This is a genomic window from Chitinophagales bacterium (assembly GCA_020635995.1).
GTDB lineage: Bacteria > Bacteroidota > Bacteroidia > Chitinophagales > UBA8649 > JAFMKE01.
Map to the genome: position 1 here is coordinate 13,892 of JACJYS010000003.1, position 26,703 is coordinate 40,594.

The 26,703-nt window shown below is 33.1% G+C and carries 20 protein-coding genes and 6 tRNA genes; 5 read left to right on the forward strand and 21 right to left on the reverse strand.

The window, feature by feature from the left end:
* The 14 genes from nusG to H6578_05950 form a co-directional block, all read right to left on the reverse strand.
* Positions 1 to 549 (reverse strand): transcription termination/antitermination factor NusG, encoded by a 549-nt coding sequence (nusG, locus tag H6578_05885; GenBank protein MCB9226683.1) that lies wholly within the window; start codon positions 547 to 549, stop codon positions 1 to 3.
* Between the two features lie 28 nt (positions 550 to 577).
* Positions 578 to 775 (reverse strand): preprotein translocase subunit SecE, encoded by a 198-nt coding sequence (gene secE / locus H6578_05890; GenBank protein ID MCB9226684.1) that lies wholly within the window; start codon positions 773 to 775, stop codon positions 578 to 580.
* Between the two features lie 18 nt (positions 776 to 793).
* A tRNA-Trp gene (locus H6578_05895) sits at positions 794 to 866 on the reverse strand.
* Positions 867 to 1,076: 210 nt separating this feature from the next.
* Complete coding sequence (gene tuf / locus H6578_05900; protein ID MCB9226685.1) at positions 1,077 to 2,264, reverse strand: elongation factor Tu; 1,188 nt, start codon at positions 2,262 to 2,264, stop codon at positions 1,077 to 1,079.
* A 99-nt stretch (positions 2,265 to 2,363) separates the two neighbouring features.
* Positions 2,364 to 2,435, reverse strand: a tRNA-Thr gene (locus H6578_05905).
* 59 nt (positions 2,436 to 2,494) lie between these two features.
* Positions 2,495 to 2,567, reverse strand: a tRNA-Gly gene (locus H6578_05910).
* Between the two features lie 210 nt (positions 2,568 to 2,777).
* Positions 2,778 to 2,858 (reverse strand) — tRNA-Tyr (locus tag H6578_05915).
* A 15-nt stretch (positions 2,859 to 2,873) separates the two neighbouring features.
* A tRNA-Thr gene (locus tag H6578_05920) sits at positions 2,874 to 2,947 on the reverse strand.
* Between the two features lie 193 nt (positions 2,948 to 3,140).
* Entirely contained in the window at positions 3,141 to 3,443 is a 303-nt protein-coding gene (gene raiA / locus H6578_05925; GenBank protein ID MCB9226686.1) for a ribosome-associated translation inhibitor RaiA, read from the reverse strand.
* An 18-nt stretch (positions 3,444 to 3,461) separates the two neighbouring features.
* Positions 3,462 to 4,319 carry a tyrosine-type recombinase/integrase gene (locus tag H6578_05930; protein ID MCB9226687.1) on the reverse strand — a complete coding sequence of 286 codons (858 nt, stop codon included), beginning with the start codon at positions 4,317 to 4,319 and terminating at the stop codon, positions 3,462 to 3,464.
* Positions 4,320 to 4,430: 111 nt separating this feature from the next.
* Positions 4,431 to 4,628: a 30S ribosomal protein S21 gene (locus tag H6578_05935; GenBank protein ID MCB9226688.1), complete on the reverse strand. Its 198-nt coding sequence runs from the start codon at positions 4,626 to 4,628 to the stop codon at positions 4,431 to 4,433.
* 79 nt (positions 4,629 to 4,707) lie between these two features.
* On the reverse strand, positions 4,708 to 7,893 hold the full coding sequence (locus tag H6578_05940) for a T9SS type A sorting domain-containing protein (GenBank protein MCB9226689.1): 3,186 nt from the start codon (positions 7,891 to 7,893) through the stop codon (positions 4,708 to 4,710).
* 127 nt (positions 7,894 to 8,020) lie between these two features.
* Positions 8,021 to 8,605, reverse strand: coding sequence for a Crp/Fnr family transcriptional regulator (locus H6578_05945; protein MCB9226690.1), 585 nt, complete (start codon positions 8,603 to 8,605; stop codon positions 8,021 to 8,023).
* Positions 8,606 to 8,864: 259 nt separating this feature from the next.
* Positions 8,865 to 10,007, reverse strand: coding sequence for an acyl-CoA dehydrogenase family protein (locus H6578_05950; GenBank protein MCB9226691.1), 1,143 nt, complete (start codon positions 10,005 to 10,007; stop codon positions 8,865 to 8,867).
* A 397-nt stretch (positions 10,008 to 10,404) separates the two neighbouring features.
* Between H6578_05950 and H6578_05955 the strand changes: the two genes are divergently transcribed.
* Positions 10,405 to 12,036, forward strand: coding sequence for an acyl-CoA carboxylase subunit beta (locus H6578_05955; GenBank protein ID MCB9226692.1), 1,632 nt, complete (start codon positions 10,405 to 10,407; stop codon positions 12,034 to 12,036).
* A gap of 574 nt (positions 12,037 to 12,610) precedes the next feature.
* On the opposite strand, the gene H6578_05960 is transcribed toward H6578_05955, so the two are convergent.
* Complete coding sequence (locus H6578_05960; GenBank protein MCB9226693.1) at positions 12,611 to 17,947, reverse strand: alpha-2-macroglobulin family protein; 5,337 nt, start codon at positions 17,945 to 17,947, stop codon at positions 12,611 to 12,613.
* A 104-nt stretch (positions 17,948 to 18,051) separates the two neighbouring features.
* Here H6578_05960 and pbpC point away from each other — a divergent pair, with 104 nt between their 5' ends.
* The 3 genes from pbpC to H6578_05975 all read left to right on the forward strand — a co-directional run bounded on the left by pbpC (position 18,052) and on the right by H6578_05975 (position 21,964).
* The gene (gene pbpC, locus H6578_05965; protein ID MCB9226694.1) at positions 18,052 to 20,301 is read left to right on the forward strand and encodes a penicillin-binding protein 1C; all 2,250 of its coding nucleotides are present in this window, start codon (positions 18,052 to 18,054) and stop codon (positions 20,299 to 20,301) included.
* 211 nt (positions 20,302 to 20,512) lie between these two features.
* Positions 20,513 to 20,815: a GIY-YIG nuclease family protein gene (locus H6578_05970; GenBank protein MCB9226695.1), complete on the forward strand. Its 303-nt coding sequence runs from the start codon at positions 20,513 to 20,515 to the stop codon at positions 20,813 to 20,815.
* Between the two features lie 249 nt (positions 20,816 to 21,064).
* A complete protein-coding gene (locus H6578_05975; GenBank protein ID MCB9226696.1) occupies positions 21,065 to 21,964 on the forward strand; it encodes a patatin-like phospholipase family protein in 900 nt (299 codons plus the stop codon).
* 24 nt (positions 21,965 to 21,988) lie between these two features.
* On the opposite strand, the gene H6578_05980 is transcribed toward H6578_05975, so the two are convergent.
* Positions 21,989 to 22,483 (reverse strand): cytidine deaminase, encoded by a 495-nt coding sequence (locus H6578_05980; GenBank protein ID MCB9226697.1) that lies wholly within the window; start codon positions 22,481 to 22,483, stop codon positions 21,989 to 21,991.
* A gap of 96 nt (positions 22,484 to 22,579) precedes the next feature.
* Between H6578_05980 and H6578_05985 the strand changes: the two genes are divergently transcribed.
* Positions 22,580 to 23,914 carry a saccharopine dehydrogenase NADP-binding domain-containing protein gene (locus H6578_05985; protein MCB9226698.1) on the forward strand — a complete coding sequence of 445 codons (1,335 nt, stop codon included), beginning with the start codon at positions 22,580 to 22,582 and terminating at the stop codon, positions 23,912 to 23,914.
* Positions 23,915 to 24,037: 123 nt separating this feature from the next.
* On the opposite strand, the gene H6578_05990 is transcribed toward H6578_05985, so the two are convergent.
* From H6578_05990 to H6578_06010, 5 genes are all read right to left on the reverse strand, one after another.
* Complete coding sequence (locus H6578_05990) at positions 24,038 to 24,289, reverse strand: GIY-YIG nuclease family protein (protein MCB9226699.1); 252 nt, start codon at positions 24,287 to 24,289, stop codon at positions 24,038 to 24,040.
* Between the two features lie 45 nt (positions 24,290 to 24,334).
* Positions 24,335 to 24,408: transfer RNA gene (locus tag H6578_05995), tRNA-Met, on the reverse strand.
* Between the two features lie 152 nt (positions 24,409 to 24,560).
* The gene (gene lipB / locus H6578_06000; protein ID MCB9226700.1) at positions 24,561 to 25,217 is read right to left on the reverse strand and encodes a lipoyl(octanoyl) transferase LipB; all 657 of its coding nucleotides are present in this window, start codon (positions 25,215 to 25,217) and stop codon (positions 24,561 to 24,563) included.
* Positions 25,214 to 26,500, reverse strand: coding sequence for a hypothetical protein (locus H6578_06005; GenBank protein MCB9226701.1), 1,287 nt, complete (start codon positions 26,498 to 26,500; stop codon positions 25,214 to 25,216). The genes lipB and H6578_06005 overlap by 4 nt, the downstream gene beginning before the upstream one ends.
* Complete coding sequence (locus tag H6578_06010; GenBank protein MCB9226702.1) at positions 26,469 to 26,687, reverse strand: PspC domain-containing protein; 219 nt, start codon at positions 26,685 to 26,687, stop codon at positions 26,469 to 26,471. Before H6578_06010 ends, H6578_06005 begins: the two co-directional genes overlap by 32 nt.
* Positions 26,688 to 26,703: the final 16 nt, after the last annotated feature.

The window sequence follows — 26,703 nt, forward strand, 5'->3', positions numbered from 1 at the left end:
TTATGAAACTTTTTCTACTTGTAAGTAATTCACCTCTACCGGTGTTTTTCTTCCAAATATTTTAACAATAACTTTTAATTTTTTCTTTTCGTCATAAATTTCTTCTATAGTTCCTGTAAAATCATTGAAAGGTCCATCAATTATTTTTACAGTTTCATTTACTAAATAAGGCTCAGTTATGGTTTCGTCTGTTTCGTCCATAGCATCTACCTTACCTAATAATTTATATACCTCTGACTGACGAATTGGGTCAGGGTTTTTTCCTCCTAAGAAATTTATTACATTTGTAGTAGTAACAATGTGTTGAATTATTTCTCCACTAAATTTGCTAGCTACTGCTTCTATATAAATATATCCGGGAAACAAGTTTCTTTCTTTTATAACTTTTTTCCCTTTATTTATTTTATATACTTTTTCTGTAGGAACTAAAATTTGGGTAACAACAGTATCGTATCCCATTCTAGCTAAGTCTAAGTCAAGATATTCTTTTATCTTGCGTTCCTTACCACTTACTACTCTAAGCACATACCATTTTTTTCCCTCTTGCATTTTTTCCTTGTTTGTATTTGCACTCATTTTAATGTCCTAAGGCTTTGTAAATCAAATCCGTTACATTTTTTGATGCCAAATCCATTGCTAAAACAAGAAGTCCTATTATAGCCGATGCTACAAAAACTATAACACCACTATTTTGCAACTCGCCCCAACTTGGCCAAGTTACTTTGTGAACTAATTCTTGGTATGCACCTTCTATATATGATTTTAAACTTTCCATATTAGCTTTTAATCTTTGCACGGGCGGTAGGATTCGAACCCACGACCAATGGTTTTGGAGACCACTACTCTACCAGCTGAGCTACACCCGTATAAATAAGTTTGAGTGTGGGTTTGGGTGTGAGTGTGTGTGGCAAGTGTGATTTTTTTGAAAGAACATATCTTTCTATAAACCGAACCTTTTACACATCTCTACCTTACACTTATACTACACTTTACTTATTCATTATTTCATAATGACACAAAGCAGATCCCGAAAACGGGACCTGCACTTGCATCTTTTATCTTCTTTTTACAGAGTATTACTCTATAATTTCAGTAACTTGACCAGCACCTACTGTTCTACCACCTTCACGGATAGCAAAACGTAAACCTTTGTCCATAGCTACTGGGTAAATTAACTCTACAGTTAATGTTACGTTATCGCCTGGCATTACCATTTCAATGTTTTCCGGTAATGTTACTTCTCCAGTTACGTCTGTTGTTCTCATGTAGAACTGAGGACGATATTTGTTAAAGAATGGAGTATGACGTCCACCTTCTTCTTTACTCAACACGTAAACTTCACATTTGAATTTTGTGTGAGGAGTTATAGAGCCTGGTTTAACGATTACCATTCCTCTCTTAACATCGTTTTTCTCAATACCTCTTAATAATAAACCTACGTTTTCGCCTGCTTCACCTCTATCTAATATTTTACGGAACATTTCAACACCCGTAACAGTAGAAGTTAATTTTTCAGCACCTAAACCTACTATTTCTACAGGATCTCCAGAGTTTATAACACCTCTTTCAATTTTTCCTGTTGCAACAGTTCCTCTACCTGTAATAGAGAAAATATCTTCTACCGGTAATAAGAAAGGTTTGTCTGTATCTCTTTCTGGAGTTGGAATCCAAGTATCTACAGCTTCCATTAATTTTTCTACAGCAGCAACACCGTCAGCTTCACCGTTCAATGCTTTTAAAGCAGAACCTTGAATAACTGGAGTGTTATCTCCGTCAAATTCGTAGAAACTTAATAAATCTCTGATTTCCATTTCACCTAATTCTAAGAATTCAGGGTCATCTACTAAATCTACTTTGTTCATGAATACTACTATTCTTGGAACACCTACCTGACGAGCCAATAAGATGTGCTCTCTTGTTTGAGGCATTGGTCCGTCTGTAGCAGCAACCACTAATATAGCTCCGTCCATTTGAGCAGCACCCGTTACCATGTTTTTAATATAGTCAGCGTGACCAGGACAGTCAACGTGAGCATAGTGTCTGTTGTCTGTTTGATACTCTACGTGAGCAGTATTAATAGTGATACCTCTTTCTTTTTCTTCAGGTGCACCATCAATTGAATCATAATCTTTTTTCTCAGCATAACCTTTGTTAGATAATACAGAAGTTATAGCTGCAGTCAATGTAGTTTTACCGTGGTCAACGTGTCCTATTGTACCAACGTTAACGTGCGGCTTTGATCTTACGAAATTTTCTTTAGCCATTTTTTTTGTTTTTTATTTTTATTTATAATTAAGTTATCTAAATCTTACAAATATTCTAATAGTATAAGCCTTCATAAAAACAAGCACACATTTTTTAAGAGCCAATGATGGGAATTGAACCCATGGCCTCTTCCTTACCAAGGAAGTGCTCTACCCCTGAGCTACATTGGCTTAAATGAGTAAAGCTAAACTAACAAGCCATTTTAAGCTTGATAATTTAAGTAATTATGAGCGGGAGACGAGACTCGAACCCGCGACCCTCAGCTTGGAAGGCTGATGCTCTACCAACTGAGCTACTCCCGCTTAAATATGTGTGAGTGTGGGTGTGGGTGCTGGGTGTGAGAGGATGTTGATGCAAGTTTAAATTTGGGTGTAATTTTATAATTAAAATTACAACACCAATATTTTAACGCACACATCCTTTTCTGAATTTGGCTTATATAAGTAAGTGGTTTAAATTAAACCGTTTCATACTCATAACCAAACTCACACTCAAACACACACTCCTTTATGTGGGGAGAGCAGGATTCGAACCTACGAAGCTTTCGCAACAGATTTACAGTCTGCCCCATTTGGCCACTCTGGAATCTCCCCTCTATATTTAAAAAGAGCCGATGGAGGGATTCGAACCCCCGACCAGCTGATTACAAATCAGCTGCTCTGGCCAACTGAGCTACATCGGCTTTTTAAACTTGAAGGATTGATTGCTTTTTACTTAAAAACAACCAACTTTACACTACTTTTTCAATGAACATTCCGAAACGCTACTGCGAAACGGAGTGCAAAAATAGAGATTATTTTTCAATCTTAAAAACTTATTGAGAACTTTTTTCTATTTTTTAACTGAAAAAGTTTTGAGGTGGCAAATATATGGCTTTAGCCGTAGATATTTTGCTTTTCTTTGTACTTTTTTATCTGTCTTCTCAGCGATTCTGCTGCTAAATCAACAGCGGCTTCAAATGTCTTAGCTGTTTCGGAAGCAAATAATGTTACTCCCGGTACATTCAATTTTATTTCTGTGGTTTTATCTTTAACTTTTTGATGGTTTTCCATTTTAAAATACACATCTGCATCTATTATTTTATCGTAAAATGTTTCAAGTTTACTTAATTTTTTAGCTGTGAAATCTTCTAACTGTTCTGAAATTGAAAATCCTGACGGGTTAAATTGAATGTTCATATATATCTGTTTTTTGTTTTATGATTTTGGATGGGCTTGTTTATACACTTCTTTTAGTCTATCTATACTATTGTGTGTATAAACTTGTGTGGCGGCTAAGCTACTGTGCCCTAATAATTCTTTTATAGCATTTAAGTCTGCTCCTTTATTTAATAAATGTGTGGCAAATGTGTGGCGTAGCACATGAGGACTTTTTACCTCTGATGACCAACATTGTTGCAACAATTTATTAATTACGTCATAAACGCTTTTAGGAGTCATTTGTTTTCCTTTAGTATTTACTAATAGTGTTTCAAATTTATTTTTTTCAAAATGTAAATTCCTTTCATGAATATAGTGTTTTATTTTTTCTAAAACAAATTCGTGCACGGGTATTTTACGTTCTTTTTTGCCTTTGCCTAATACTTTAATATTTTTTAAAGAAAAATCTATATCATTGTCTTTCAGGTTTATAAGCTCCATTCGTCTTATTCCGGTAGCATATAGCAATTCTATAATTAAATTATTTCTTAGTGCAAAAACATCTTCTGCCTGAGGTAAATTATCAAGCAATGTAAGCATCTCTTTTTGCTCTACAAAATGTGGCGTTCTACTTGGCTTTTTTACTATTGGTAGGTTTTGAGCCGGACTATGTGTTATTATATTCTGTTTTACTAAAAACTTATAATAAGATTTAATGGAAGATATTTTTCTATTAACAGTGGCAGGTTCTAACGCCCTATTGAGTTGTGTCATCCACCTTCTTATGTCTTTATTATGTATATCTGTATCGGCTGTTTTTATTTCTTCTAAATAACTTTGAAACTGCAACAAGTCATTCTTATAAGAAACTAAGGTGTGTTCTGAATATCGCTTTTCAAATTTTAGGTGTGACAAAAACTTATCAATGTTCATTAAGTTAAAGTTACGATAGTTTTTGCATTTTTAAAAATAAAAAAGGGAATTGATTTAACAATTCCCTATCTTTTTAAGAAAATTTAGTTTATTTTAATCTAAACCGTGTTCTCTTCTAATTTTTGCACTATAAGCTGCTTTGATACGTTGTTCTCTTTTTACAACAGACGGCTTAGTAAATTGCTGACGCTTTCTTAGTTCTTTAACTATTCCAGCTTTGTCATACTTTTTTTTGTACTTTCTAAGTGCTTTGTCTATTGAATCGCTATCTCTTGCATCTATAATTAGCATAAAACAATACCTCTCTTGTTTTTTTGTTTAAAAATGAGGTGCAAATGTAAAGTATTTTTTCTAATTATACAAACTCTACTTAATTTTTAATTACAATAAATTTTTTATCGTTTACTATTAAATAATAAACTCCAGAATCTAAATTAGAAATATCCAATTTACGAGAATTAGTATCTTTTTCTATATAGCTTATGGTGGTAGAAATATCTCTACCTATGGCATCTATTATTTTTAACATTACAATTTCAGCTTTATTATTTTCTACTGTAATGTAATTTTCGGCTGGATTTGGATATATATTGGTTAAATTAAAATCACTTGAAGTAATATTAATTGATTCAATTTGAGAATAAGAGTATTTTCCGTCAAAGTCTGTTTGTTTCATTCTATAATAAGAAATACCTGCATACGGATGATAATCGTGCTCTATATACTCTATTTTTTCTCGCGAGTTTCCTGCTCCTTTCACGGTTAGCACTGTTTCCCACACTATAGCATCTTTTGAGTGCTCAATGGTAAAATAATCATTGTTAATTTCTGTGGCTGTTGCCCATTTGCACAAAACAGTATTGTCATTTTCTAAAACTGCATTAAAAGATAGGAGTTCTATTGGCAATAAAAAAGTACAGTTGGCTACTCCGGAATCTAAAGCATAGGTGCTGTATGTAGAGGTATAATTTATACTATTTGAATCAGAGCTGGATTTTTGAACAGTATCTGCTAAACCATTACTGCCATAAGGACCGGCTACTACACTATCGGTAGAAATAGTCATATTAGGTACACTTGCTTCTGCCGCATCGGGGCAACCGTCATTATCGCTATCTCTGTCTAAATAATTGGGTATCCCATCTTTATCAGTATCTACATAGCAAGCTCCAAATATTAAATAAAAATCATCAAAATCTATTAAAGTACCACTTGTTAATCCATAAAAATAAATACGAACGGTATATGTGGTATTTAATGCCAATTGATAATCAGTAATGTCTTCATTTTCTCTGCCTACGTTGCTACCTGCTAAGCCATCGTTTGTTGCTTCATTAAGTGTTGCCAAATCTGTTGAAGTAACAAAATTATCAGTAGAAATGCTATATGTAACTGAAAAACCTACTTGATTTATTCTATTTAAAAATCCTACATAATCAATAAATGCTCCATAGGCATTACTGTCTGTAGTAAAGCTAAACTGAATATATTCTCCTATAGTTTTGGCATCTGCCAGCGAAGTGGAGGCTATATTATCTACGTGCATTGATTTAGGAGCGGTTTGCGTTATAGTTAAACCACTGCTTGTGATTTGCGAAATATCTGTAGCAGGCGTATTTACTATACGAACCATATTGAAATTATTGTCTGCTACTAAAAATGTATTGTTAGAATATTGCAACATTGTAACTGGTCCTTGAGATGTAGGTTGTACGCTATCTGGTAAATTAAAATGAGTAGTACAACCTTCTTCTGTGTCAAGTACTCCATCGTTGTCATCATCAAGATCACAAATATCAGTAATGCCGTCTCCGTCCGTATCAGTGTATGTAGAATAAATGGCTGTACACTTACATTCTTTAGAAAGACTTAAACTATCTCTACTACTTCCTAAATTTTGACCACCATTGGCAATTAATGGCACACCTACAGAATCTACCCCACCAATTAGCGTATCATTTTCTATATTACTTGCAGAAAAATTTCCTCCACTCTCTAACGCGTCAGGGCAGCCGTCATTATCGCTATCTGTGTCTAAGTAATCAGGTATTCCGTCACCGTCTGTATCAAGAGTAAAACACTCTTGACCAACTAAGGCTGCTTGACGAAATTGTAATTGTGTGTTTGAACCTCCACCATTAGCATACATTTCTGTAATTTGTATTTCCATTGCCCCCACACTATCATAGGTGTTAGTAAAGTTTAGTACTCCATTAAAATTGGTAGGAATATTAGTGAAAGTTTCAGTTCCTAAAATATTACCAGCAGTATCTTTAAGAATTAAATCAAAAGAATGAATACCGTCTGGAATAGCTGGGCCATAATCATTTATAATGTATATACCATTTACATTAAACAAAGGGGTTACGGTTTCTACACCTAATACTACTGGAGGATTTATTGCATACGTAACTCCTGTTGCACCAGTAATATACCAACCTGTTTGTGTGGCTAAATTACCATTAAATACTTGATCTGGCCCAGTTGAAGCGGCTGCTGTAGGATAGGTGCTTTGATTATTATAAGCAGTTGCTATATCATAATATTGCGTACCTATTAAGGTATCAATTTCATTACAATAAAAACCTTCATCAACATCTAAAATACCATCATTATCATTATCAAGATCATACAAGTCCGCTACACCATCACCATCCAAATCCGCACAAGCATCTTTAGTATTATCAATAGCAAAACCATAATTTAATGTTCCATTATAAGAATTTGTGTCTGTAGATGATTGCAAATCATCTGCAAAACCATTACCTCCGTATGGCCCTGCCACTGTATCAACATTTCCTATAACAATATTAACTTCTTTAGCATCATAGCACCCGTCACCATCACTGTCTAAATCTAAATGATTGGGAATACTATCGCCATCCATATCTTCTGAGCATAATGCCTTAGGATATAAACTAGCTGTATATGGCTGTGCTAAATTAAAAATTGCCTCAAAATATCCATTACTATAACTTGTGCCAGACGCACCTAACAATCTATAGTATTTATACTTACCGGTGTTTTGTGTTACACTAAAAACATCTATATCCGGAGTAGGATTGGCTAAATATGTTGCTCCTGTATTTAAGTCTGTCCAGTTTATGTCATCATTACTTCCTTGCAATACAATATTAGCATTATTAAAGGCTCCATAAGTAGTAGCATAATCAAAACTTATATCTGCTAATTCTACTGCTGTCGGAAATTCTACATGATATACTTCTACACCCGTTACTGCCTGAGCATTAGCAAAACGAGTGTTACTTACTGCTGTTTCAACACCGTCTATACTCATCTCTATGGTATATGCTGTACTAAACATATTCAAATCTGTACTTACGTTTATCAGGGATATTCTATTTCCCGATGTAAACTCAGCTTCCGTATAAAAACAACTCGGACTTTCTATTGCATCTACTATTCCATCATTATCATCGTCTATATCAATAGAATTAATAATTCCATCTCCGTCTAAATCATCACTAAGTCCATATTGAGCATATAACGGAGATGAAATTATATTCAAACCAACTAAAAAATATATTTTTCTCATAGATTATTTTTTTACATCAATACTTTGTTAAATAATTAAAATATTATTAATGTATTGATTATTATAAACTTTTGAGAAACAAAATTATTTAGGATTTTACAGGGGAAATTTGACTTACATCAAAAAATCATACCTTTTTATGTGAGAGCTCTTTTCTTACTCTACTTAAACTTTCTTGAGCAATACCCAAATAAGAAGCTATCATACCTAAAGGAACTCGTAATGATAAATCTGGGTATATTTTTATAAATTGAAGATACTTATCTTCCGCATTAAGACTTAATAGAAATAAAATTCGGGTGGTTAAATGTTCAATATGGTTTTGTAAAAGCCTATAATGAAACTTATTGAATGTTGGATATTTCTTATGCAATTTTAAAACTAACTCTTCATCAAAAGAAATAACTTTAGCTTCTTCAATACTCTCAATATAGTATTTAGACGGGTTTCCTAAAAATACGGCTTCCCTTTCTGCTATCCACCAATTTTCCGGAGCAAACTGAATAACATGCTTTTTCCCTTCTGTATCAATTGAATATTTAACCAATAAACCTTTCCCTACCCAAAATATATCTTTTAGATAGCCACCTTCTTTAAGTAAAAAAGACCCTTTAGGTATAATTTGATATTTACATCCATCTATAAATTCCTCTACAAAATCATAATCAACCCCATCAATTTTGCCTAAATATTCTGAAAATTCCTTAAACATGATTTATTTTAAAATTAATATTTAATATATATTTACAAGATGCAAATGTATAGTATTAGTTTCTTATCGTTACTATCTTTTTTGTAACTTTAATCACATTGCAAATGATTGATTATCAATTAATAATCAATTATACTAATAAATAAAAGGGGGTATATAAAATAAAGAATTAAACTAAACAAAATATGAATAAAGCTACTTTTTAATAGTACAATCCATTAATACAGTTGAAAAAAGGTATTAGTAAAAAGTACAGGTTTTAATCTCTTAACACTTGTCTTGATATAACCAACTTTTGTATTTCGCTGGTACCTTCGCCTATAACCATAAGGCGTGCATCTCTTAAATATTTTTCGGCAGGATAACCTTTTGTGTAGCCATTGCCTCCCATTATTTGCATGGCACGGTTTCCGTTTCTTACCGCTAATTCAGAAGCATAATATTTAGCAAAAGCTCCTTCTTTTGTAATATTTTCTCCTCGGTTTTTCATATCCGCAGCTTGCATACATAGTAGCTCCGCTGCTTCATTTTCTGTAGCCATATCTGCCAGCATAAAAGAAATAGCTTGAAAACTTGCTATAGGTTTGCCAAACTGCTCACGCTCTTTTGCATACGCTACAGAAGCATCATAAGCTCCTTTAGCCACACCTAAAGACAATGCCGCAATAGATATTCTACCTCCGTCCAAAACTTTCATGGCTTGCTTAAAGCCCTGCCCTTCTGCTCCTATTAAATTTTCTGCGGGAACTCTTACATTATTAAAATGTAACTCGGCAGTTTCGCTGGCACGCACACCCACTTTGTCGGTTATTTTAACAGCACTTAAACCTTCCATTCCTTTTTCTATAATAAAAGCAGAAATTCCGTTTGAGTCTAATAATTCTCCTGTTCTTACCAAAATAACATAAACATCGGCACTTAAAGCGTGAGTTATCCATGTTTTCATACCATTAATAACCCACTCATTACCTTCTTTTTTAGCTACGCATTTCATACGCATGGCATCACTTCCTGTATTAGGTTCTGTTAATCCCCATGCTCCTATATGCTCGCCCGAAGCCAACTTAGGTAAATATTTTTTCTTTTGAGCTTCATTGCCATGCTGCAAAATATGCCCGGTGCACAAACTATTGTGTGCCGCTACACTTAAGCCAAAACCACCACACACTCTACCTAACTCGGTAAGTGCTGTAACGTACTCTAAATAACTCATACCGCTGCCTCCATATTCAGTAGGCACCAAAACGCCCAATAATCCAAGTTCGCCTGCTTTTTTAAGCTTGTCAATAGGAAAATGCTCTGTGGCGTCCCATTCATTTCTGTATGGCAACACTTCTTTTTTAGCAAAGTCGCGTGTCATATCCTGAATCATTTTTTGGTTTTCGGTAAGGTTAAAATTCATACTGTTATTTTTTGAGAGTGCAAAAATACAAAAATTTGGTTTTTATACCGCTTAGGAATTTATAATAGTTTTATATCGGCTTCGTCTTATTGTAATAAACATATTTACGCAATGTAAATTAAAATATGCTATAATGCCGTTTTATGATTCCAAATTTATTATCCACCAAAAGGCAATAAAAAAAAGGCAAGTTACTCATATCGCACCGCTACAACCGCCTACCCTTGCTTCGATCAAGACCTGGGGGATTCAGCAGGAGCTGGTCGTATAAGACTTGCCCGAGTGCAAATATACAAAATACACTTGCCAAGTATCAAAATATTAAGCAAGTTTTTTTAGTCTTTATTTTTTTACCGTAATTTGTGGCTTCATATCAAAAACCTAATACTTTAACAATATGTCAGATATAGAGTTTAATAAAAATGAAGATAACATGCGACTAATGGTTGCAGATCTTCGCCATAAAAAAGAACAAGCATACTTAGGCGGTGGCAAAAAAAGCATAGAAAAACATAAAGCCAAAGGAAAATTAACTGCCAGAGAACGCATAGATTTATTGTTAGACGAGAATGCTCCACAGCTTGAAATAGGTACTTTAGCAGGCGATGATATGTATAAAGAATATGGTGGTTGCCCATCGGGAGGTGTAGTGGTAAAAATAGGATATGTGCACAGCAAACAATGCATAGTTGTAGCCAATGATGCCACAGTTAAAGCAGGTGCATGGTTTCCTATTACCGGAAAGAAAAACCTTAGAGCACAAGAAATAGCTATGGAAAACAAGCTACCTATTATTTATTTAGTAGATAGTGCCGGAGTTTTTTTACCTGTACAAGATGAAATTTTCCCCGACAAAGAACATTTTGGTCGTATTTTTAGAAATAATGCTAAAATGAGTAGCATGGGCATAACTCAAATAGCGGCTGTAATGGGAAGCTGTGTGGCTGGCGGAGCGTATTTGCCTATTATGAGTGATGAATCACTTATAGTAGATAAAACCGGTTCTATATTTTTAGCAGGAAGTTATTTAGTAAAAGCAGCTATTGGAGAAGATATAGACAACGAAACTTTAGGCGGTGCTACTACTCATACCGAAATTTCTGGTGTGTGCGATTATAAAATGAAAGACGATAAAGAATGCCTTAAAACCATAAGAGATATTATGGGAAAAATAGGTGATTATGAAAAAGCAGGGTTTAACAGAGAAAAGCCTGCCGAACCTAAAAAAAATCCGAAAGAAATATACGGTTACATAGCTGAAGAAAACGCTAAACCTTACGATACCTTAGAAATCATAGAAAGATTGGTTGACAATTCGGAATTTACGGAATACAAAAAAGGTTATGGCAAAACCATAGTGTGTGGCTACGCCCGAATAGACGGATGGAGTGTAGGTATAGTAGCCAACCAAAGAAGCATTATTAAAACTAAGAAAGGAGAAATGCAGTTTGGCGGTGTTATATACAGCGATAGTGCCGATAAAGCAGCCCGGTTTATAATGAACTGCAACCAAAAGAAAATTCCATTAGTTTTTATGCACGATGTTAGTGGTTTTATGGTAGGTTCTCGTTCTGAGCATGGGGGCATTATTAAAGACGGAGCTAAAATGGTAAATGCTATGGCAAATAGTGTAGTGCCTAAGTTTAGCATTGTTGTGGGCAATTCTTATGGAGCGGGCAACTATGCTATGTGTGGCAAAGCTTATGACCCACGCTTAATAGTAGGCTGGCCAAGTGCCAAAATAGCAGTAATGGGCGGAGCTCAAGCTGCCAAAGTTTTACTGCAAATACAAGTAGCTTCTTTAAAGAAAAAAGGCGAAGAAATAACTAAGGAAAAAGAAGAAGAGCTATTTAATAAAATTAAAAACAAGTACGATAGGACTACCAATCCTTATTATGCTGCCGCCCGATTATGGATAGATGATATTATAGACCCTTTAGAAACAAGAAAAGTAATAAGCATGGGTATAGAAGCCGCTAATCATGCTCCTATTGAAAAAGAATACAGCACAGGAGTTTTGCAAGTTTAGGTTATTTTTTTTGATTGGTATAAGTTTTTATTCATCTTTCTGAGAGCAACGGAGTGAAGCGAAGAATTCCTAATCGGTATTAGGTTGCTTCGTTCGTGCCTCACTCGCGAGGACGTGCTTATCTCGGTTCGTATTTGCAAACGGAGTGAAGCCTATCTGTGGCAAGCAGGCAATCTTATTTGGTTGGTTGCTGATTTGTTTGTTTGAAATTGGAATTATCATAGTTTTATGTATGGGATTCCTACTTTCACAGGAATGTATTTTTTTTGGGAAGAAAAATATCCTTTTAAGATCGGAAAAGGCAAAAATCACTTCCCCCTCTTGTCTTTCCGACCAACGGGAGGAATCTACCTTTTTTTTGAACGTTTGCCTACTTATGTAAGGTATATATTTCACTTCGTTCAATATGACAAGTAAGTGGGGACGAAACATATCTACACAAATATACAAGATAAATACAGAAATAAAAATCTATAATTGTATTTATCTACTAAAAAATAAGAGATAAGTACAGAAATAAAAATCTATAATTGTATTTATCTATGAAAAAATGAGAGATAAATACAATTATAAGCTACTTAATTATTTTAACCAAACCGCCTCCATTGTAGGAATGGTAAGCACCATTATACATAGCTTCTGCTCCTACAGGTCCCATTTTATATACTCCCGGAGAAACGGCACGCACTACATAATAGTACTTTTGAGGTTTATTACTATAAGTTCTGACATCATCAAATATCATTATCCTATCATCTCGTATATCTAACTGGTCGGGGTAAGAGGCATCTTTAATCCACTCTGTGCCCGGCACTTCTGTTATTCTTGAATTTTCTATTTCAAAACCCGCAGGAAGAATATCTGTCAGTACTACGTTTTCTACCGTAGTGTTATAATCAGCTTGTATGCTAATGCCTACTACTATTAAATCATTTTGCTTAAATGTATTGCCTGCTATAGTATTTCCATATCTATCATAAAATGTTTTACGCACTTTTAAATGCTCATCTTCTTCTTTAAAACTGCCATCTTTACTCACGCCCTCTGTTTCCCAAAAATAGTATATGTCGCCCGAGCCTTTAGCCACTATTTCAATTTTCTTATCTTTTAAATCATTTGAACCAAAAGTTAAAGTATTGTCATTAACACTTCCTATTAGTTTTCCATTAGCTCTCACTTCTGCTTCTACATTACTTTGGCTGGCTTTTTTAGCCACTTTACCCAAGGCTAAGAAACTAAACACTCTTTCTTGTGTGTTTAAATATCTATTTGTTTTTAGCTGGCTACTGATATGCTGAGCCATAGTTCCTATGTTTTTATTTTGAGGATCTGTTTCTAAAAGTACATTTAAAGCAATAGATTCATCTCTTAAAGGCGAAGAATATGAACCGCCAAATTCTTTAGCTGTTTGGTCAAAATCAAAAGTATTTGGCATTATGGCATTACCTTTAATTTTATCGCCAGAAAGTGAATATGCTGCGGCTAACATATATTTGCTATCGGCACTTAATAATTGAATGTTTGATTTATAATAATTCATCATGCTTATATCCGGTTTATTGGCTAAAGCTAATACGTATAAGCTATATGCTACTTCTTTAGGTGCTATTTTATATTCTCCACCGCCTACTTTTCTGTAGGTGTAAACTTCCTTCTTTTTCAGCCTGTTTTTTAAATAAGAAAGTATATTATCTTTAAAATTTACATCTACATTATAGCCTGCTTTTTCGGCTTCTATTAAAAAATGAGCAGCATAAGCAGTCGTCCACCAGCTTTCACATTCACAATTATCCCACGTATTTATTCCACCATTATATATTTGTCGCAGTTTTAGCTTATTCATAGCGGTAATAATATTTTGATTGATATTTTCTTTCAAATTTTCATTATACATAGACTTTATCATATCTCTATAATACAACTGTGGGAACACTGCCGAAATAGTTTGCTCGCTACAGCCATAAGGATATCGCACCAAATAATCTAAATCTTTAGCAAACTCTACCATAGGATTTTTACTTACCATCAATTTATAACTAACGGTTTGAGGCAAGTATTTTGAAGCATCTAAATTTAAAGTTACATTTTTACCACCTTGCACACTCCCCGAATTGGAAGACTGCACTAAAGGAACTGCCGGTCTTACCGACATATCTGTTTCTTCGGTAAATGTTTCGCCAAAAGCACTTGCTTTTATGGTTATTTTTCCATTGCCCAGCTCATTTTTAGCATATACTTTAAAATAGGCTACGCCCTCACTATTAGCATCTACATTTAAGGTGGCATTTTTATCTTCTACAATTCCTAAAACTCCGGAAGTAGAAATAGTAGCTTTTACATTTCCTCCTTTTTTAGTAGTATTGCTTAATGTAGAAGAAACATAAGCGGTATCACCAGGGCTTAAAAACCGTGGAATAGTTGAAGAAATTACTAAAGGATCGGCTACAATCATATTTTTTTCGGCAGAGCCAAAAGATTTGTCTTTATGTGCTACAGCCATTATCCTTAAACTTCCCGAAAACTGAGGAATATCTATTTCATATTCGGCATTGCCAAAACTATTGGTTTTAACTAATCCACTCCAATAACTTACTAATTTCACTCTGTCATTTTGGAAAGGATTAACTCTTTTACCCATATCTAATTCCATATCTCCACCTGTTAAGGAAGCTGCACTTATTTCTGGCAATAAATAAGGATAAATATCGTAAGTATTAACCTGCAAAGCTCTTTTTTGATAAAAATAATCGTACGGATTTGGAGTTTTAAAACCACCCACTTGCAATATCCCTTCATCTACTACCGCTATAGTTACGTATGCATTAGATGCTGTTTTTACTTTTATTTTTTGCTTGGTTTTAGACCTTGAACTTTCCACTGCTTCAATGGCTACATCTAATTTTCTTTCTTCTTGTTTTACACTTATAGACTGAAACCCATGGGCCACCGTTAATGGAAATTCTGTAGTCTGATGAGGTTTTATTAATGTGGCAGAAATATAAACGTTAGGCAAAAATTCTTCGGTAATATCTATTGTTAAACTTGCCGAACGTTTATCTGTATTTACATAATAATAATCTAAAACATCTTTGCCCTCTACGGTTACTAACATTTTGCCTTGAAAAGGTGTGTTAAACAATATTTTAGCTTTATCGCCCACTTCATAGGTTTCTTTATCTGTTTCCATAGTAACTTTTCCTTCGTTATCTACTTCAAAAGAAGATAAGTAGGTGTTGCCATATCCATAAGCATAAAAATACTGACTTACATATCTGTCTTTTTCTCCCGGCTTATAAATACGCACTTCGTACTCTCCGGAAACATTAGGTACAAACTTAAAATTTGTAGGGCCATTAATGGCAATTTCCTTATTAACTAATGTTTTTTCTATTTTGTTAGATTCATATCTAAAATAGCTACCCGTTTTATTTAGCACGGTTTGGTATTCATGCTTAATTACTTTTATATTAGCTTTACTATTTACCGATTTTCCATCTTTATTTACAGCAATTAAAGGCATTTTTATTTCAGAATTAGTAGCTAAATAATAATCAAAATAACCTATGCCATAAAAAATATCTTGTGTGTATATTTCTACTGAATTTTTTCTGTTGACAGGTCTTCCTGTTTCATCAAAAACGGTGGTAAAAATATCTGCTTGAAGTAAGCCCATGTTTTCAAATTCTTTATCTAACTTAAAAGTTTCTTTTGCTTGTCCGCTGGCATCTGTTTTCCCTTGTCGCAGTTCCGATTCAAAATATCTATTGGTATTTAAAATATAAAAATCATAATTAGCATAATCTTTAGCATAAAAGTATCGTGTTTTGTAGTTCAATTCTACTTCATAATTTCTATTGGCAGCTGGTGGACCAAATAAATTTTGAGCCGTAACTGAAAGCTCTATATTTTGGTCGTTTATGGTGTATTGTTCTTTATTGACTGTTGTGTTTACCTTAATTCTATCGGGCATAAATTCTTCTACCATCACATTTTTAGAAGCTAATAGCACATTATTAGAAGTATAAACAAAAATAGAATAAACACCTGTTAATGATTCTTTTAAAGTGCTAAAATTGGCATCTACAGAACCTTCTTCATTTAATGTTTTAGTAAAAGTTTTAAGTTTTTTGCCACTCGGGCTCACTATTTCTATTTTTAAAGGCAATTTTCCCGGAGATGCCCAAGTTTGGTTTCTTACCACTGTAGCAAAATTTACCGTTTCGCCAGGACGATAAATATTTCTTTCTAAATAAACAAAAGTTTGTAATCCATTAGGCAAATCTCTATAGCCGCCCACTTCAAATCTTGATGTATTTATTTCTGTATCATACAAATTAATGGCTGTAAAATCTCCATTTTTTTCGGCAGTAATTAAAGCCGGTTTAAAACCACTTATAGTTTTATTTTTGAAAGAAAGTGAAGCACTTCCATCGCTGGCGGTAACAGTTTCTGAAATTAATTGATTGTTTTTGCCATACATTTTAATTTTTATTCCGGCTAAACTCTCGGCAGTTTTTATGGAATTAGCAAAAACTTGTACTTTGTTCATTCCCTCTTTTACTATTAATCCTATATCGCTTAAAGAAAGATACTTGCTATCTCTTACCCAATAATCATCTAAAGACCTAATTTCTATATAATAAATACCGTTGTAGTCTTTTAAAATATCTTCAAAATTTAAAGTAAGAATAGATGAACTGCCTGCTTTTTTTAAATCGGTAGTTTTGATTTCTTTATCATACACTATATCTTTCTCTTGATAACCGTAACCGTAGTAATAATTGTCTGATGTTAATATATTGGACTCATATACTTTGTATATTTTTAATGAAACTTTAGGTACATTTATTATTCTAACCGCCACATTTTTAGCTCCGGCACTTGACAAATATTTGCCTTTATAGTTTTCAAATTCTATACTTGGTTCTAACTCTCCAAAAGCAACATCGCTACTATAATCAAGGTTTAATTTTCCGCCTACTACGCCTACCATTCCTTTTTTAAGAAGCAATTCGTAAGTGGTGGTAACATCAAAATCATTGCTGGTAATAACTAAAGATTTTTCTGTAGTGCTTACTTTAAAATTCACTTTGGGTTTTATTTCTATATATTTTTCCAGCCCTTCTGCTTTTACCGCCTGCGAAGTACTTACCGTTACAGTCCCTGTTTCGCCATTATGGTCGGTTTCTACATTAGATATTTCTATTTTGTATGGCGATTTCAGCATTACTTTATCAAATATTTCTACCTCAGTTTTATTGTTCCCTCCTACAGGTAGCAATCCTTTATTTAAAATAATATCAAAAATATAGTCTTCATCTTTTACACTTAGATTTTTAAATTTACATTTTACATAATAGGTTTCTCCCACACTCTGCAATTCAAAATCCATTTTCTCTCCGTCTTTCTCTATTTTAAGAGCATTAGCTATATCTTTTGCATCTACTTTATGGTTAAACTCCAGTTCTAACATGGCTTGGGTAGCATTACTTTCATCTAAAAACCAATATGCTTCTGATGAATTTAGATTTAATTTTGCGGTATAAAAATTAATTTCTTTAGCTGTTACACTACTAAATTTGTCATTAACATCTGTAATGCTATTGTTTAAAGTAGCTTTAAAATTTGTAGCTGGTGGCAAATATTCCGAGGGCGAAAAAGTAAGTTCATTAGTAGCTGTCCATTTAAACTGCCCTTTTATTTTTGGAGAAAAATCTACATAATTATCTTTATCTAACCATTGCTGTACAATGCTATCGGGAGCTACATTTTGGTCAAAGGTAAAAGTTAAACTTCCCAAAGTTGGTACTTCGCCTTCGGCATTAGTATAGCTTAAATTTATTTCCTGTTTATCTTTACAGGCGGCTAATAACACTATAAATAATAAAATAAGTTTTAAGGAGTTTTTCATAATAGATAGTCTTGAATTTGTTAAGTTTTAAATATCGTCTAAAAGAGATTACTAAAGTAACGGTTTTAACTAAGCTTTGTTACGCTGTTTTGCTATTATTTTTAATATTCCTTCTATTAAATGCTATTTTTCCTATAAATATTAATAAATCTTATGCTACTACAGTGGTAGATGCCAACGGAGAAATACTGTACAGTTTTTTAAGCAAAGACGATAAATGGAGAATGTACACGCAACTTAATGAAATTTCTGACGACTTAAAAAAAGCAATTATCTATAAAGAAGACAGACTTTTTTATTATCACTACGGGGTTAATCCTTTGGCTATTTCAAGGGCATTTTTTAACAATGTAATAAAAGGCAAAAGAACTTCCGGAGCTTCTACCATAACTATGCAAGTGGTAAGATTATTAGAACCCAAGCCAAGAACTTATGCCAATAAATTATTAGAAATGTTTAGAGCCATTCAATTAGAATGGAAATTGAGCAAAGCAGAAATACTACAATTGTATCTTAATTTAGTACCTTATGGTGGCAATATAGAAGGTGTAAAATCGGCAGCGGTACTATATTTTAATAAAATGCCTAATCATTTGAGTTTAGCAGAAATAACCGCTTTAAGTATTATTCCTAATAGACCTTCTTCGCTACAAATAGGCGTTCATAATGAACAAATAGAACAAGAACGCAACAAATGGCTGTTACGTTTTAAAAAAGATAATATTTTTAATAAAAACACTATAGATGATGCTTTAAGCGAACCATTTTTGGCTAAAAGAATAGCTTCTCCTAAAATAGCTCCCCACTTAGCATTTAGGCTAAAACAACAATACCCCGATAGTGCTGTAATACATACTACCATAGAAAAAGACAAACAAATAGCTACTGAAAAACTGGTAAAAACGTACAGCAATAAATTATTGCCGTTTAATATTTATAATACGGCTGTAATAGCAATAGACAATAGGAATATGCAAGTGGTGGCTTATGTGGGCTCTTCCGATTTTTATAGCAATATAGATGCAGGGCAAGTAGATGGAGTGCGGGCTGTACGCCAACCGGGTAGCACTTTAAAACCATTAATATATGCTATGGCTTTTAACCAAGGTACTTTAACTCCTAAAACCATTATGACCGATGTACCTATTAATTATAACGGTTATAGTCCCGTTAATTTTAATCAAGAATTTAATGGATATGTTACTGCCGAAAATGCTTTGTCAAAATCTTTAAATATTCCTGCCGTAAAAGCATTAAACATGGTGGGTGTAAATAATGTAGTAGAAAAACTAATTGCTTGTAATTTTAAAACCATAGAACAGCAAAAAGACCATTTGGGTTTATCGTTAGTTTTAGGCGGTTGTGGAGTAACATTAGAAGAAATGACTGCACTTTATGCATCATTTGCTAACAATGGAAAATATTCTTCGCCAAAATATATAGAACAAGCACAAGATGTGGCATCTATAAAAATTTTAAATGAAGATGTTGTTTTTATGATAGATGAAATACTTACTAAAGTAGAACGACCAGATTTGCCTAACTCGTGGCAGAGTACTAAAAATTTGCCCAAAATATCGTGGAAAACAGGTACTTCTTACGGGCGAAGAGATGCGTGGAGTATAGGTTATGACAATAATTATACTATTGGAGTGTGGGTAGGCAATTTTTCGGGGAAAGGCGTACCCGAACTTACCGGGGCACAAATGGCGAGCCCGCTATTATTTAATTTATTTAATACTTTAGAGAAAAAACCAAATAAAAATTGGCTTAAAGCTCCTGAAAATTTACAGTTTAGAATGGTCTGTCCAGAATCGGGATTACCGCCATCAGAGCATTGCGAACATACCATTATGGACTATTTTATACCGGGCATTTCAAGTAATATGACTTGCCGGCATTTGCAAAAAATATATGTTAGCGAAAATGATAGTTTTTCGTATTGCATGAATTGCCTGCCTACGGCAGGATATAAAGAGGAATGGTTTCCTAATCATCCGATAGAAATGTTGGCATATTTTGAGGAGCACCACATAAACTACACTAAAATTCCAAAACACAACCCGCAATGCACAGCTTTTAACAACTTTAATCCACCACAAATAGCTACACCAAGCAATGGTAATACTTATTATATTATAAAAGAAGAACCCGAAGCTTTAGTGTTAAGTGTTAATGTAGCCAGCGATGTAAAAAAAGTATATTGGTATATTAATAATCAATTTTTAAAAGAGGCAGACAAAACAGAAAAAGTACTGTATTTACCTACTCAAAGTGGGCGTTACAAAATTTCTTGCTCAGACGATAAAGCAAGGAACAGTGATATAGAAATAGATGTAAAAGTGGTGGAGTGAGGAGGATAAGGTAGAGTTTTAAATGAAACGTTATGCTGGTAAAGCAAAGCGAAAAACTCATCTAATATATTTAAAGTTTGTATTGTTATAGAAGGGATTCTTCGGTGTTCGTCCCTCACACCTCAGAAAGACGGATGAAAATTAACGCCACACGTCATGCTGATGGAGCGAAGCGGAAGAAGCATCTATAAATTATCACTATATTTGAGTAATGGAAAGAGGAGGTTGTGTTTATATTCTTACAAATAAAAGTAATAATGTACTTTACACTGGTGTTACAAGTAATTTACAATCAAGGATGTTTGAACACATAAATAAAGTATTTTTAAATAGTTTTACGGCTAAATATAACTGCTACAAATTGGTCTATTACAAACAGTTTTCATCAATTGATGAAGCTATTCAAAATGAAAAATATATTAAAGGAAAGAAAAGAGAATATAAAATTAATCTAATAACTGATAATAATCCAAATTGGAATAATTTATATGAAACAGAAGTTAAATTTTGGTAAGCTTTAAAAAGATTCTTCGTTTCATTTCATTCAGAAAGGCGAATGAAAATTAACACCACATAGCAAAGTGGAAGAAGTATCCAATATATTTAAAATTTTTATTATTACAGAAGGGATTCTTTGGTGTTCGGTTATCACATCTCAGAAAGACGGGTGCAAATTAGAACTATTAAATTATTCGTGGCACGACTTGAAGTCGTGCCACGAATGTATAAAATAATTATCTTTACCTATGCAACACAATAATTTATGGGAAAAGAAAAATCAACTAAAAAAACCACTGTTTCCTTAGTTTTAGGAAGTGGCGGAGCCAGAGGACTTGCACATATTGGCGTAATTAAATGGTTAGAAGCACATAATTTTGAAATAAAATCAATTTCGGGATGCTCTATCGGCTCACTTATAGGAGGTGTGTATGCTGCCGGCAAATTAGACAAACTTGAAGCGTGGATGGTTTCTCTTAAAAAATCAGATGTAACAGCCTTATTAGACATTTCTTGGGGACATGGTGGATTTTTTAAAGGCGAAAGGGTAATTAACACCATGATAGAATTTTTAGAAGATATTCAAATTGAAGAATTACCTATTCCTTATACGGCTATTGCTACGGATATAGCTACTGAAAAAGAAGTTTGGATTAACAGTGGTTCTCTTTTTGCCGCTATTAGAGCTTCCTGTTCTCTCCCACTTTTCTTTACTCCCATAAAAAGTGGTAATGCTATTTTAATAGATGGCGGTGTTTTAAATCCTGTGCCCATTGCTCCTACTTTTAATGATAATACAGACCTAACAATAGCTGTAAACCTTGGTGGAGCTATTATTGAAGAAGAATTAAGAGAAGAAAAGGAAGTAGAAACACAAAATAGTGATGCCGATATTCAAGAAAAATTGAAAAAGTTTTTAGAATCTTTTAATTCAAAAAATGAAAAACCTACAACAAAAATATGGACAATGACCGATGTAGCCAGCAAGGCTTTTGAAACTATGCAAAACAGCATTGCCAGAATGAAGTTAGCTTCTTATCCACCCGATTTAGAAATTGAAATAGCCAGAAATGCCTGTGGGACATTAGATTTTCACAGATCGGCAGAAATGATAGAACTGGGCTACCGAAAAGCACAGCAAGCCTATGATATACTTAATAAATAAACTACTTCATATTTATAATCAGTATTATTCATCTTCCATCAAATCATTTTTAGCAAAAGCCAACGGCAATAACTCTGAAGAGCTATTAACCTTATAAATTTTATTAGATTCCGCCTGCATAATAATAGGAATAGCAAAATTGAATTTGCTTTCTATTTCAAAAATATACTGCCTACATTCTCCACAAGGAGCTGCGGGTTTAAGTTGTTCCTTTTTTAAATTTTTAACCGCCACAGCCAGCATAATAGGTTTAATATTTGGAAACATAGTAGAGGCAGCACTTAAAACCGTTCTTTCGGCACAGATACACGCAGGAAATGCAGCATTTTCCTGATTGCCACCATTTATTATTTCACCATTTTGTAGTAATACCGCTGCACCTACTAAAAAATTAGAGTAAGGAGCATAAGCTTTTTCTTGCCCTTCTTTAGCTTTGGTTAATAATTTTCTTTCTATTTCTTCCAGTTCTAATGGATTGTCAAATACAATTACTTCTGTACTTATTTCAATTTTCCTCATTCAAAAAGAATTAATTTTTTAATAAAGATAAATAACTTTTTTAAAGTTTACCTTCACTTTACTAAAGTGTATATTTGCAACACAAAAACCAAACCAATGAAAAACATCTTATTATTTGGAGCAGGCAAATCGGCTTATTCCTTAATAAAGTACATTTTAGAGCATTTAGAAACAGAAAATTGGCACTTAACTATTGCCGATATGAATCCTCAATTTGTCAATAATCTTTTTCAGCACAATAGATTGAAAGTAGTAGAATTTGATCTAAGTAAAGAAGATTTACAAAAGGAACTTATCAATAAAGCAGATATTGTTATATCAATGTTGCCAGCTACTTTTCATGTGCAAATAGCCAAAACTTGTTTAACCTATGCTAAAAACTTAATAACTCCTTCTTATGTTTCGGAAGAAATGAAAGCTTTAAATACTGAGGCTAAAAATAAGGGACTAATATTTTTAAATGAAATGGGTTTAGACCCCGGCATAGACCACATGAGTGCTAAATATTTTATAGATAAAATTAAAGAACAAGGTGGCATTATTGAAGGTTTTGAATCTTTTACCGGAGGTTTAATAGCTCCGGAAAGTGATAATAATCCGTGGCATTATAAATTTACTTGGAATCCACGAAATGTGGTACTGGCTGGTCAAGGTGGAGCGGTTAAATTTTTACATAATGGAAAATATAAATACATTCCTTACCATAAACTTTTTGATAGAACAGAAATAATACATATAGATGAATATGGCGATTTTGAAGGATATGCCAATAGAGATTCTTTAAAATATATTGATTTGTACGGCTTGCAAGGTGTAAAAACTATGTATAGAGGTACTTTTAGACGTCCTCCATTTTGTAGGGCATGGCATATTTTGGTTCAAATAGGTGCTACAGACGATTCATACATTATAGAAGATAGTGAAAATATGACTTACCGAGAGTTTATAAATACCTTTTTAAAATATAGAGAGAAAGATTCTGTAGAAATTAAATTAGCTTACTATTTAAGCAAAGATGTGGACGGAGATGAAATGAGATTATTGGAGTGGTTGGGGCTGTTTGAAAACAAAAAAATAGGAATAGCCAATGCTACTCCGGCTCAAATTTTATTACATTTATTAGAGCAAAAATGGGCTTTAGAGGAAGGCGATAAAGATATGATAGTAATGTGGCACTTACTTACCTACAAGCTAAATGGACAAAAACATAGATTAGAATCTTCAATGGTAGTAGAAGGAGAAGATAAGCGACAAACAGCTATGGCAAAAACAGTGGGTTATCCTATAGGAATAGCAACAAAATTAATTTTGAATGATAAAATTAAGAAAAAAGGGGTGTTATTGCCTTTAGAAAAAGAGATATATAAACCTGTATTAAAAGAGCTGCAAGGCTATGGCGTTATCTTTAAAGAAAAAGAAGGAAGTGCGTAAACAGTAAACATATTGTATTAAAAAAGCCTAACAATCAATATGTTAGGCTTTTATTTTAGTGCCGAAGGGGGGAATTGAACCCCCGTCCGCCAACTGGCGGATATGAATCTTAAGATTGTGAACTTATTTTTTACTCTTTATTAAATTCCAGATAAATTCTCTACCCTTAGCTGATTTCAATTGTTTTTCCCTTTTTAAGGCTTCTTTTTTAGCATTGTAAATTTCGGTATAAACAATTTTCCAAGGTCTAAATCTTATGGTGTAACCTTTAATTGCTTTTTCATTATGTGAAAGAAAACGTTGTTCCAAATTTTGGGTATAGCCAATATAAATTTTATCAAAACTAACTGAATAAATAACGTAAACTATATACATTGTAATCAAAAAAAAGCCTAACACTAAGTTAGGCTTTTATTTTAGTACCGAAGGGGGGAATTGAACCCCCGACCTCAGGGTTATGAATCCTGCGCTCTAACCACCTGAGCTACCTCGGCAAAAAATTGGAGTGCAAAGATAAACTTTTATTTATCTTCTTTCAAAATTTATTTGAACACATATTCTTCTAAGTACAATAAAATTTATATTGAATCCACTTCAAACCTGAGTTCAGTTAATCTTTATGAAACAACACAATGTAGCCACTATCCTAAACAAACTTTTCTTTAAATTTTATCTTCACTTTTTCTTTAACCATTTCAAAATTTTGAGTGGCTCCCAATTCTCTGGCTAAGCTGGTTACTCCTTTATCTATAAAACCACATGGATTTATTTTTGAGAACCAAGCTAAATCTGTATTTATATTAAAAGCTAAACCATGCATGGTGATGTATCTACTGGCTTTTATACCTACGGCACATATTTTCCTTTCTTGTGGTTTCCCTACATCTAACCAAACTCCCGAAGCTCCTTCTGAACGCATACCTTCAAGTCCATACTCCGCTATAATTTCTATAATAATTTGCTCAATTGTCTCAACATACTCTCGCAATCCCATATTAAATTGCTCTAAATCTATAATAGGATAAACTACTAACTGCCCCGGCCCGTGAAAAGTAACATCTCCTCCCCTTTCTATTCGGAAAACATCTGCTCCTAAATTTTCATTTTTTAATAAAATATTATTTTCATCGGCACTTTTGCCTAACGTAAATACTGGCGTATGCTCTACAAAAATAATATGATTTTTAGGAGTTAAACCTTGCTTTTTTTGTTGTAAAGCATCTTGCATTAGCTCTTTTTGTTTGTCCCAAACTACTTTATACGGCTGTAATTCCTTAAAATCTATTATTTCAATTTCTTTCATTTGGGTATATCTACACAAGGTTTATAAGGTGTAAAAGGAATCCATGTGCTGTTAAAATAAAAATTGTTGAAATTCCAGTTATATTTTAAATTATCATGCTTTTTTTGCTTACCAAGTTTATTAAATCTTTTATGAAAATAATTATTAAAAGCAGTAGCTGACTGCATTTTTTGTAGCATCATATATGGCTCTACAAATTGATTATTATTACAATCGTAAATAACCATAACACCCTGCATTTTAGGATTAGAACCGGGTACGCTCTTAGTTACAATATAATTATCTAATAAAGTAGTTTCAAAAACAGTTCCTTTTCTTACAAACAAAACAAAATTTTCTTTTAATTCTATACTGTTATCTACTTGTAAATTGTTATTCAAAAAAATATTATCCCTTTTACCATTTAGTATGTCCTGCATATTGTTAGCATCTGTAAAATATACTGAAGAATAATTATATTTTTCTTTATCGCTGTACTCATCATATACCTTTTGGCTCTCCGCTAAAAACTTTTGTTGAATTTTATCTGCCAACTTTTCATTACCTCCATTCCTGTATATTTCAGCTTTTTTACTATTTATATTTAATAAAACTATTAAAGCCCCATCCTTCAATTTTTGAGTGTAATAATCTTTTAAATCGGCATCTTTATAGTTAATTTCTGTACGCTTAGAAATTTGCTCATTAAAAAATTTTAAAAAATCTTTAGACTCAACTTTATTGTATGGATTGTATATAAATTCATATAAATTATACGCTCTAAAATACTTATTTAGCAATATTTTATAATATTCCTCTGCTACACCTTCGCCATAAATTTTACTAAAACCTATACTATCATGATATAAATAAATGGGATTTTGATTATATCTTTTCAATTCATTGTTTTCATCATAATAAACAATGTTTTTTACCTTATAAATAATATATCCTTGCTGCAACCAAACTTCCACATTCTCATCGGTAAAATAATCTGTTTCAAGGCTTTTTAGGCTTTCTATACTTGGTATTAAAATGTTTGATATTCCAGTATCTTGAAAATAAAAACTCAGAGGTTTGTAATTTACATTAGCTATTTCTCTATAAACTTCTTTAATATTATTGCCAAGAACAATTTCATCATTTTCAGCAGTAAAACCATTAGCATACCACATTTTTACAGATGCAGTATTTTTAGCACCATTTAAGCCGGTATAACTAACCTGCTGCTGTGCTTTTGCAAAAGAAAAAATTAAAGCTGTAAAAAGGAGATTATAAATCCCAAACCGGATTGCGTTTGCCATTAATCATATTTTTTAATTTTAACCAAAACGCCAAAATAAAATAAATTATTATGGGTGACCCCATGGTTAAAAAACTTGCGTAAACAAAAAAGAAACGTATGTTTTTAGAAGGCATATTTAGTTTTCTGCCCACATAAGCACACACTCCAAATACCGTATTTTCAAAAACTGAACGAGCATCTTTCATACCTGCAAATTTAATA

Coding starts and splice junctions, on each gene's coding strand:
- nusG (MCB9226683.1), bottom strand. CDS start 549: ATGCAAGAGGGAAAAAAATGGTATGTGCTTAGAGTAGTAAGTGGTAAG.
- secE (MCB9226684.1), bottom strand. CDS start 775: ATGGAAAGTTTAAAATCATATATAGAAGGTGCATACCAAGAATTAGTT.
- tuf (MCB9226685.1), bottom strand. CDS start 2,264: ATGGCTAAAGAAAATTTCGTAAGATCAAAGCCGCACGTTAACGTTGGT.
- raiA (MCB9226686.1), bottom strand. CDS start 3,443: ATGAACATTCAATTTAACCCGTCAGGATTTTCAATTTCAGAACAGTTA.
- H6578_05935 (MCB9226688.1), bottom strand. CDS start 4,628: ATGCTAATTATAGATGCAAGAGATAGCGATTCAATAGACAAAGCACTT.
- H6578_05940 (MCB9226689.1), bottom strand. CDS start 7,893: ATGAGAAAAATATATTTTTTAGTTGGTTTGAATATAATTTCATCTCCG.
- H6578_05945 (MCB9226690.1), bottom strand. CDS start 8,605: ATGTTTAAGGAATTTTCAGAATATTTAGGCAAAATTGATGGGGTTGAT.
- H6578_05950 (MCB9226691.1), bottom strand. CDS start 10,007: ATGAATTTTAACCTTACCGAAAACCAAAAAATGATTCAGGATATGACA.
- H6578_05955 (MCB9226692.1), top strand. CDS start 10,405: ATGTCAGATATAGAGTTTAATAAAAATGAAGATAACATGCGACTAATG.
- H6578_05960 (MCB9226693.1), bottom strand. CDS start 17,947: ATGAAAAACTCCTTAAAACTTATTTTATTATTTATAGTGTTATTAGCC.
- H6578_05970 (MCB9226695.1), top strand. CDS start 20,513: ATGGAAAGAGGAGGTTGTGTTTATATTCTTACAAATAAAAGTAATAAT.
- H6578_05975 (MCB9226696.1), top strand. CDS start 21,065: ATGGGAAAAGAAAAATCAACTAAAAAAACCACTGTTTCCTTAGTTTTA.
- H6578_05980 (MCB9226697.1), bottom strand. CDS start 22,483: ATGAGGAAAATTGAAATAAGTACAGAAGTAATTGTATTTGACAATCCA.
- H6578_05985 (MCB9226698.1), top strand. CDS start 22,580: ATGAAAAACATCTTATTATTTGGAGCAGGCAAATCGGCTTATTCCTTA.
- H6578_05990 (MCB9226699.1), bottom strand. CDS start 24,289: ATGTATATAGTTTACGTTATTTATTCAGTTAGTTTTGATAAAATTTAT.
- lipB (MCB9226700.1), bottom strand. CDS start 25,217: ATGAAAGAAATTGAAATAATAGATTTTAAGGAATTACAGCCGTATAAA.
- H6578_06005 (MCB9226701.1), bottom strand. CDS start 26,500: ATGGCAAACGCAATCCGGTTTGGGATTTATAATCTCCTTTTTACAGCT.
- H6578_06010 (MCB9226702.1), bottom strand. CDS start 26,687: ATGAAAGATGCTCGTTCAGTTTTTGAAAATACGGTATTTGGAGTGTGT.